The following is a 7576-nucleotide window of genomic DNA, read 5'->3' as shown; positions in this document are numbered from 1 at the left end:
CCCCTCCCGCCCCGCCGGAAGGCCCTCCGTCATCCCGGCGCTGACCTGCGCGAACCTCCCCCCTCAGGGGTACCCCTGGGGGATACCCCCGGGAAGGCCGACGCGACCTCCACCCAGGGGAGTAGCCACGGGCACACGGCCTCATCCTGGGGGAGGCCCCGGAGTCGATACGCGCGCATGACGCCGACAGCCCCCCGGGTGCCTAATGTTGTCGTCAAGCGGCGGACGCAGCACTCGTCCCCCGAGGTCAGACGTCCGCCGCCCCAAAGACCACGACAGGAGCGGAGCATGGCGCACACAGCGGGGCACACCACGGCCCGGGGACAGGGAAGGCTGGCAGCGGTCGCGGCCATCGGCACCCGTCCGGGCGGCCGTCGGCACCCGCTGGTGGCGGCCGCGATCGTGCTGCCCGCCGCGCTCCTCCTGGGCATCGTCTCCGGATGGACCCAGGTTGTCGTGACACAGGCGTCGTCCGTGGCCGGAATGCTGGGGTCCTGAGCGGGACCCCGGGCCTGGTGGAGCGGACCAGGTCGGGGACTTCCGGCCTTCAGCCCCGTGGGGACGGGGGTGCGGCGGACGGCAGGAGTGCTCGGGCAGCTGGGGAGCTGCCCGAGCACTCGCGCGTCCGGGTGCGGGGTGCACACCCCGCACCCGGACCTGCGCGCGGTGAGCCGCGGGGAAGCCATCGGAGAACAGAAGCCGCGAGAAACAGCCGAGGGCCCCGGAGCGGTCACTCCGGGGCCCTCGGTGCGGTGGACGATACTGGGATTGAACCAGTGACCTCTTCCGTGTCAGGGAAGCGCTCTCCCGCTGAGCTAATCGTCCAGGTGGTGCGGCAGCGGTGCTGCTGCGTGCGCGGTACTGGGATTGAACCAGTGACCTCTTCCGTGTCAGGGAAGCGCTCTCCCGCTGAGCTAACCGCGCGGAAGGTCCGAAGCGGACCGGTGGACGATACTGGGATTGAACCAGTGACCTCTTCCGTGTCAGGGAAGCGCTCTCCCGCTGAGCTAATCGTCCTTGGAGGTGGAGACGGGATTTGAACCCGTGTAGACGGCTTTGCAGGCCGTTGCCTCGCCTCTCGGCCACTCCACCATGCGGGGGTCGGGAAGATCCCCACACAGAGCGGACGACCAGGTTCGAACTGGCGACCTCAACCTTGGCAAGGTTGCGCTCTACCAACTGAGCTACGTCCGCGTGTCGGTCCGGTGCGCTTCCGCGTCCCGGTGACGTGTTGAACTTTAGCGGATTCCTGGGCCAGCTCAAATTCTGTTTCCGCAGCGTGGCCGGTCTACGACTCCCCATAGACTCGAAGACGTGTCCGACCTGACCCCACTCGCCCGCTTCGGCGGACTTCTCGCCACCGATCTGCGGGACGTGACCAGCGACCCCGAGGCGCTGGACGCGGGCGGCTGGTGGGCCGTCGTCGCCGACTTCGAGGGCCGGGTGCGCTGCGCCCGCTTCGGCGATGTGCGCCCCGCGCCGGTGCCCGCCCCCGTCCCGGGGCGCTGGCGCGGCCCCGCCCCGGGCGACTGGACCAGCTCGCTGGACCGCGCCGGCTACACGGCCGGCGTACGGCGGATACGGGAGTACATCGCGGCGGGCGACGTCTACCAGGCCAACCTCTGCCGCGTCCTGTCCGCTCCGCTGCCCGCGCCCGCGCACGCCCCGGACGCGGCCCCGGGCCGCGCCGGTGTCGCTGTCGACGTCGACCAGCTCACCGCCCGGCTGGCCCGCGGCAACCCGGCGCCGTACGCGGGTACCGTACGGCTCCCCGCGCACGGCATCGAGATCGCCACCGCCTCCCCGGAGCTCTATCTGCGCCGGCGCGGGCGCACCGTCGAGTCCGGCCCGATCAAGGGGACCGGCCGCACGGCCGCCGATCTGCGGGAGAAGGACCACGCCGAGAACGTGATGATCACGGATCTGGTCCGCAACGACCTCGGCCGGGTCTGCGCCCCCGGCTCCATCGCGGTCCCCGCGCTCTGCGCGCCGGAGCCGCACCCCGGGCTCGTCCACCTCGTCTCCACGGTGCGCGGCACCCTCGCCGGCGGCGCGGGCTGGGCCCGGCTGCTGGCGGGCACCTTTCCGCCCGGCTCCGTCTCCGGGGCGCCCAAGTCCAGCGCCCTGCGGATCATCCGCGAGCTGGAGACGGCGCCCCGCGGCCCGTACTGCGGCGGCATCGGCTGGGTCGACGCCGACCGGGGCACCGGAGAGCTGGCCGTCGGCATCCGCACCTTCTGGATCGAGCGCGGCGGCGGCACGCCGCTGCTGCGCTTCGGCACCGGCGCCGGGATCACCTGGGGCTCCGACCCCGAGGGGGAGTGGGCGGAGACGGAGCTCAAGGCGTCCCGGCTGCTCGCGATAGCGTCGGACGCGGACGGCGCGCGCGGGTTCCGTGACCACGGCACGGCACCTGGGAGACACTGAGGAGCCCCCGCGGCGCGTACCGACGACTCGGAAAGACGGTGAGGACGACGTGAAGATCTGGCTGGACGGCGCGCTGCGCGACGCCGACGCCGCGCAGGTGTCCGTGCTCGACCACGGCCTGACGGTCGGCGACGGAGTCTTCGAGACCCTGAAGACCACCGAGGGCACCCCCTTCGCGCTCACCCGGCATCTGCACCGGCTCGCCGCCTCCGCGCGCGGCCTCGGGCTGCCGGAGCCGGATCTGGACGAGGTGCGCCGCGCCTGCGCCGCGGTCACCGAGGCGAACCCGGTGCCGTTCGGCCGACTGCGGATCACCTACACCGGCGGCCTCTCGCCGCTCGGCTCCGACCGCGGTGAGACGGGCCCCACGCTCGTCGTCGCGCTCGGGGAGGCCACCCGCAGGCCGGACAGCACCTCTGTGATCACCGTGCCCTGGACCCGGAACGAGCGCGGGGCGCTCACCGGCCTGAAGACCACGTCCTACGCCGAGAACGTCGTCGCCCTCGCCCGCGCCCGCCAGCAGGCCGCCACGGAGGCGCTCTTCGGCAACACGCACGGCCAGCTGTGCGAGGGCACCGGCTCCAACGTCTTCGTCGTCCTGGACGGCGCGCTGTGCACCCCGCCGCTGTCCTCCGGCTGCCTCGCGGGCATCACCCGCGGCCTGGTCGCGGAGTGGACCGGGGCCCAGGAGACCGAGCTGCCGCTGGAGGTGCTGGACCGCGCGGAGGAGATCTTCCTGACCTCCACCCTCCGCGACGTCCAGGCCGTGGCGCGGCTGGACGGCCGGACGCTGCCCGGCGCCCCGGGACCGGTCACCGCCAAGGCCATGGAGATCTTCGCCGAGCGCTCGGCCGCCGACAGCGACCCCGGGTGAGCGCGCGGCCGCGCCGCGTTCCCGCGGGTAAAACCCGGTGACGGCGGGGGCCCGCAGGGGGTAGAACACGGTCGATGACGACGACCCTGCGCCCCAGCACGCCCGAGACCCGCACGCCGGACGGCGGATACGCCCGCGCGTACGACATCTGCGTCAACTCCCGCCCCATCGGCGCCGTCCGGCTCAGCACCGACGAGCGGCAGGGTCCCGGTGTGGGGCGGCTGGCCGGCCTCGTGGTGCACGAGCGCGAGCGGCGCAGGGGAAGGGGCACAGTCGCCGCACTCGCGGCCGAGGAGGTGCTGCGCGGCTGGGGCTGTGCCCGCGTCGAGACCTCCGTCCCCTTCCCGGAGCCGCCGGACGCGGGAGCACAGGCCGCTCCCGGGCTGCTGGAGACCCTCGGATACCGCGAGCGCAACCGCAACATGGTCAAGGAGCTGCGGGAGCCGCCCGCGCTGCCGGACGGCACCGCGGTCCGTCCGATGACGGAGGAGGAGTTCCCGGCCTGGTGGGAGGGCGGACGGGAGCTGTTCGTCCGCTCCCGGGCCGAGTACGGCGACTCCCCGGAGCGGTGCGGGCAGCTGTACGACGAGGCGCGCCGCGCCCAGCTGCCGGACGGGGTCGCGACCCGCGGCACGGCGCTGCGGGTGCTCACCCACCGGGGCGCGGAGGTCGGCACCATCTGGGTCAGCCTGTCAGCGCCCGGCCACCGGGCGGATGCGGACGCATGGGTCTACGACGTCGAGGTCCGCCAGGACCGGCGGGGCGAGGGGCACGGCCGCAGCCTGATGCTGCTGGCCGAGCGGGAGTGCCTGGCGGCGGCCCGCGGCCGGCTGGGGCTGAACGTCTACGCCTACAACACGCGGGCCCGCTCGCTCTACGAGTCCCTGGGCTACCGCGAGGTGGAGCGCTACTACACCAAGCCCCTGGTCTAGGGCTGCCCCTCCGCGCGCGCAGGGGCAGCCCTGCCCGGAGAGGACCGGGGTTCCGGACTAGCGGGCCAGCATCCGGTCGGCGATGTCCTCGATCCGCTCGCGCAGCCCCTCCTGGCTCTTGCCGCCGTCCAGCCGCTGCCCGTCGATGACGTAGGTGGGCGTGCCGGTCACCCCGATGGCCTTGCCCTCGGCCTGGTCCGCGTCGACCGCCAGCAGGTGCCGTCCGTCGATCAGCGCCGTCTCGAACTCGCCGGCGTCCAGCCCCAGTTCCGCGGCGACGTCGAGCAGCAGCGGCTCGCCCCGCGCGCCCAGCTCCGCCGTCCGGGCCAGCACGGCCTCGACGTAGGCGTCCCCCGAGCCCTGCGCGTACGCCTCCTCCGCGGCCTGTGCCGCCGCGTACGCGTGCTGGTGCTTGTCCAGCGGGAAGTGCCGCAGCCTGATCTCCAGCGCGTCGCCGTACCGCTCGCGCAGCGCGCGCACGTCGTGCTGCGCACGGTGGCAGTCCGGGCACTGGAGCTCGCACCAGATGTCGAGCACGGCGGGGGAGGGGGCAGATTCGTTCATGCGGGACAGTCTCTCAGCCCTGCGGAGGGCCCCTGACCCCGAGATGTCCCTGAACCATGTGTGCGGGCATGGCCCGGAACGCCCCGTACGGTGCACGATGGAAACATGCTCACCACGACCGTCTGCGCCGCGCTCTCCGCGGCAGGCTTGGCCATCGCGTTCCTGACGGCCTGGCGTCGCCGCTTCGTCAGGGCGACGCGCATCGCCGCCTTGTCGCTGCTCCCCGTGGGTCTGGCGATGTCCGGTCTGGTCAAGCTCGGGGGCAAGGTCGGCAAGGCGTTCGGCGACTGGGCCGCCGACCTGGTCATGAAGCCCACCGTGTGGACGGGCTTCGGCGTGCTGGCCGTGGCCGTCGTGCTCTATGTGATCGCCCGGGTCGCGGGCAGCCGCGCCGAGGAGGGCTCCGGCCGCACGGAGCGCAAGGCGGCGCGCGGCGGCGACGCCCCGCCGGCCGCGGCCCCGGGCGCCGGCACCCCGGCGCTCGGCCGGGCGCCCGAGCCCGCGCAGGCCCCCGCGAAGAAGCCGAAGAAGTCCGGCGGCGCCGGCGCCGGGAGCGAGGACTTCTCGGATATCGAGGCCATCCTCAAGAAGCACGGCATCTGATCGCCGCACCGGCCCGCCGCCGCGCCCCGGGCGTCCCGCCGTCCCCGACGGATCGCGCGAACTCCAGGTGACGTGGGGCGTGTTGCGAGGGCTCCGGCGCGCTCGCTGCGTCATCATCGCGGCGAGATGGACACGACGCCGAACTCCGCGATCGAGCTCGACGAGCCGCACGCCGCGCCCGCATCCCCCGCGCCCTCCGGGGCGCCCCCGGATCTCACCGAGGCCAGAGGATGCCTCTACGCCCTCTCCCAGCCTCCGCTGATGCTCTTCCTCGCGGTGATCGCCGGCCTGCTCGCCATCACCGGCGTCCACGACCTGCTGCTGTGAGCCGTCAGCCGCGCACGGCGCCGGTGGACTCCCGCTGCCGCGCGCGGTACGCGGCGACGTGCAGCCGGTTGCCGCAGGTGCGGCTGTCGCAGTAGCGCCGCGAGCGGTTTCGCGACAGGTCGACGAAGGCCCGCCGGCAGTCGGGCGCCGAACAGCGGCGCAGCCGGTCGCGCTCCCCGGCGACGAGGATGAAGGCCAGCGCCATGCCGCCGTCGGCCGCGAGGTGCTTGGCCACCGAGGCGCCGGGGGCGAAGTAGTGCACATGCCAGTCGTAGCCGTCGTGGTCGGTGAGCTGCGGCGTCGTGCCCGCCTCGGCGACGAGCGCGTTGATCAGCCCGACGGCCGTGCGGGTCTCCCGCGCGGCGAAGACCTGCGCGAAGCGCTCGCGCACCGCGCGGACGGCGGCGAGGTCGTCCTCGTCCAGCGTGCCGACGCCGCTGACGGCGTTGCGCTCGACGAATCCGCGCAGGTCGGAGAGGGTGGACAGGCTGTCCTGGACGTCGCCGTCAGCGGCGGTGTTGAGGAGGTCGACCACGTCGTCGAGTGCGCACCGGGTGTCGTGATTGATCTGCACGGGTCGCTCCTGACGTGTGGGAGGCTCAGCGGTCAGCGGTTCTCTCCGATGCGGAGAGAGCCTAGCCGCTCCCGTGCGCGGCGACGCCGCCGCCGCGCACTTCCCGTGGGCGTGCGCGGCGGCGGCGTCGCTGTGTGCCGTTCACGTGATGCTGCCGTGGGCACACGGCTGCCGGTCCCGTGGCCGTCGCCCCGAGTCGGACGGCCACGGTGACCTGGCGGTCTCAGCTCTCGGCCAGGATGTGGGACAGCTCCGTGTCGAGATCGAAGTGACGGTGCTCCGTGCCGGGCGGCACGGCGGCGTCCGTGCGCTTCAGGAAGGATTCCAGCGCCCGCGCGGGAGCTTCGAGCAGCGCCTCGCCCTCCGGGGAGCTGAGGGCGATACAGGCGACCGACTGGCCGTGACTGCGGGAGGGCCAGACCCGCACGTCCCCGGTGCCGGTGGGCCGGTGCAGCCCCTCGGCCAGGAGATCGCGGGCGAAGACCCACTCGACGGTCTCTTCGGCTCCGGTGTGGAAGGTGGCGTGCACGGCGTAGGGGTCCGCCGTGTCGTACCGCAGGCCCGCGGGTACAGGCAGTGAGGACTCGCTCGAAACAACGAGGCGCAGGTGCAGCTCACAGCTCACCGTTGTGTTCATAAGCGCCAGGGCCTTTCGCTCAGTGTGCGCTCGGGGATTCGCACGTCGGCGCAATCGACATGCCACCTACGGGCCGGTTGTAAACCCCTCTGCCCGATTTGTTCGGAATTAGGTCATTCGTATGGCCTAGGGTGGATTTTATGAGGCGCCTGATCAGGTGACGCCGGGAGGTCCGGTACCTTGTCCCGCATGAGTGCAGAGAGTGACGAGAAGCCACTGGGTTCGCGTGCGCCCGCGTTCGTGCAGGCGTCGCGGCCGCTGCATCTGAGCTGGCGCGCCGGGATCTTCGTGGTCGGCCTCGCCATCGTGGTGGCGGGCATCATCCTGCTGCCGCTGCCCGGCCCCGGATGGCTGGTGATTTTCGCGGGGATGGCGGTGTGGGGCACCGAGTTCGTCTGGGCCCAGCACGTGCTCCGCTGGACGAAGCGGAAGGTGCAGGAGGGGACGGAGTGGATGAAGGAGCGCAGGCGGCTGCGGAGGGAGCGAAAGGCGGCGCGTTCCGCTCCCTGAGCGTCGCCCGACGTGCACAAGCACCCTCTGACATGGGGTAATGTGGTGCGCGTCAGCGGGCGATTAGCTCAGTGGGAGAGCGCTTCGTTCACACCGAAGAGGTCACTGGTTCGAACCCAGTATCGCCC

9 protein-coding genes, 6 tRNA genes and 1 pseudogene are annotated in these 7576 nt (G+C 72.8%); 8 read left to right on the top strand and 8 right to left on the bottom strand.

What is annotated here, in order from left to right:
• Positions 1 to 288: 288 nt before the first annotated feature.
• Positions 289 to 498 (top strand): hypothetical protein, encoded by a 210-nt coding sequence (locus G5C65_RS27045; protein WP_165301554.1) that lies wholly within the window; start codon positions 289 to 291, stop codon positions 496 to 498.
• A gap of 255 nt (positions 499 to 753) precedes the next feature.
• On the opposite strand, the gene G5C65_RS27040 is transcribed toward G5C65_RS27045, so the two are convergent.
• The 5 genes from G5C65_RS27040 to G5C65_RS27020 all read right to left on the bottom strand — a co-directional run bounded on the left by G5C65_RS27040 (position 754) and on the right by G5C65_RS27020 (position 1194).
• Positions 754 to 825 (bottom strand) — tRNA-Val (locus tag G5C65_RS27040).
• A 27-nt stretch (positions 826 to 852) separates the two neighbouring features.
• Positions 853 to 924, bottom strand: a tRNA-Val gene (locus G5C65_RS27035).
• 21 nt (positions 925 to 945) lie between these two features.
• Positions 946 to 1017 (bottom strand) — tRNA-Val (locus tag G5C65_RS27030).
• Position 1018: 1 nt separating this feature from the next.
• A tRNA-Cys gene (locus G5C65_RS27025) sits at positions 1019 to 1092 on the bottom strand.
• A gap of 29 nt (positions 1093 to 1121) precedes the next feature.
• Positions 1122 to 1194, bottom strand: a tRNA-Gly gene (locus G5C65_RS27020).
• 120 nt (positions 1195 to 1314) lie between these two features.
• Here G5C65_RS27020 and G5C65_RS27015 point away from each other — a divergent pair.
• From G5C65_RS27015 to G5C65_RS27005, 3 genes are all read left to right on the top strand, one after another.
• Entirely contained in the window at positions 1315 to 2427 is a 1113-nt protein-coding gene (locus G5C65_RS27015) for a chorismate-binding protein (protein WP_165301553.1), read from the top strand.
• Positions 2428 to 2476: 49 nt separating this feature from the next.
• The gene (locus tag G5C65_RS27010; RefSeq protein ID WP_165301552.1) at positions 2477 to 3301 is read left to right on the top strand and encodes an aminotransferase class IV; all 825 of its coding nucleotides are present in this window, start codon (positions 2477 to 2479) and stop codon (positions 3299 to 3301) included.
• 74 nt (positions 3302 to 3375) lie between these two features.
• A complete protein-coding gene (locus G5C65_RS27005; protein ID WP_165301551.1) occupies positions 3376 to 4233 on the top strand; it encodes a GNAT family N-acetyltransferase in 858 nt (285 codons plus the stop codon).
• 57 nt (positions 4234 to 4290) lie between these two features.
• On the opposite strand, the gene G5C65_RS27000 is transcribed toward G5C65_RS27005, so the two are convergent.
• Complete coding sequence (locus G5C65_RS27000; RefSeq protein WP_165301550.1) at positions 4291 to 4797, bottom strand: DsbA family protein; 507 nt, start codon at positions 4795 to 4797, stop codon at positions 4291 to 4293.
• A gap of 105 nt (positions 4798 to 4902) precedes the next feature.
• On the opposite strand from G5C65_RS27000, the gene G5C65_RS26995 reads away from it, so the two are divergent.
• Positions 4903 to 5400 (top strand): hypothetical protein, encoded by a 498-nt coding sequence (locus G5C65_RS26995; RefSeq protein WP_165301549.1) that lies wholly within the window; start codon positions 4903 to 4905, stop codon positions 5398 to 5400.
• 126 nt (positions 5401 to 5526) lie between these two features.
• Positions 5527 to 5727 carry a hypothetical protein gene (locus G5C65_RS26990; RefSeq protein ID WP_206442313.1) on the top strand — a complete coding sequence of 67 codons (201 nt, stop codon included), beginning with the start codon at positions 5527 to 5529 and terminating at the stop codon, positions 5725 to 5727.
• Positions 5728 to 5731: 4 nt separating this feature from the next.
• On the opposite strand, the gene G5C65_RS26985 is transcribed toward G5C65_RS26990, so the two are convergent.
• Complete coding sequence (locus G5C65_RS26985; RefSeq protein ID WP_165301548.1) at positions 5732 to 6301, bottom strand: CGNR zinc finger domain-containing protein; 570 nt, start codon at positions 6299 to 6301, stop codon at positions 5732 to 5734.
• Positions 6302 to 6524: 223 nt separating this feature from the next.
• A complete protein-coding gene (locus G5C65_RS26980; RefSeq protein ID WP_026005227.1) occupies positions 6525 to 6938 on the bottom strand; it encodes an SsgA family sporulation/cell division regulator in 414 nt (137 codons plus the stop codon).
• A gap of 189 nt (positions 6939 to 7127) precedes the next feature.
• On the opposite strand from G5C65_RS26980, the pseudogene G5C65_RS26975 reads away from it, so the two are divergent.
• Together G5C65_RS26975 and G5C65_RS26970 are read left to right on the top strand one after the other, a co-directional pair.
• Positions 7128 to 7418: pseudogene (locus G5C65_RS26975) on the top strand (TIGR02611 family protein); the annotation flags it as partial.
• Between the two features lie 87 nt (positions 7419 to 7505).
• A tRNA-Val gene (locus tag G5C65_RS26970) sits at positions 7506 to 7576 on the top strand.

Source organism: Streptomyces boncukensis (genome assembly GCF_011045075.1).
GTDB lineage: Bacteria > Actinomycetota > Actinomycetes > Streptomycetales > Streptomycetaceae > Streptomyces > Streptomyces boncukensis.
This window is presented reverse-complemented; position numbering and strand designations above follow the sequence as displayed.

Bases quoted from the DNA above. Each gene is read 5' to 3' on its own strand.
- G5C65_RS26995 (WP_165301549.1), top strand. From the start codon at position 4,903: ATGCTCACCACGACCGTCTGCGCCGCGCTCTCCGCGGCAGGCTTGGCC.
- G5C65_RS27045 (WP_165301554.1), top strand. From the start codon at position 289: ATGGCGCACACAGCGGGGCACACCACGGCCCGGGGACAGGGAAGGCTG.
- G5C65_RS27005 (WP_165301551.1), top strand. From the start codon at position 3,376: ATGACGACGACCCTGCGCCCCAGCACGCCCGAGACCCGCACGCCGGAC.
- G5C65_RS26980 (WP_026005227.1), bottom strand. From the start codon at position 6,938: ATGAACACAACGGTGAGCTGTGAGCTGCACCTGCGCCTCGTTGTTTCG.
- G5C65_RS27000 (WP_165301550.1), bottom strand. From the start codon at position 4,797: ATGAACGAATCTGCCCCCTCCCCCGCCGTGCTCGACATCTGGTGCGAG.
- G5C65_RS26990 (WP_206442313.1), top strand. From the start codon at position 5,527: ATGGACACGACGCCGAACTCCGCGATCGAGCTCGACGAGCCGCACGCC.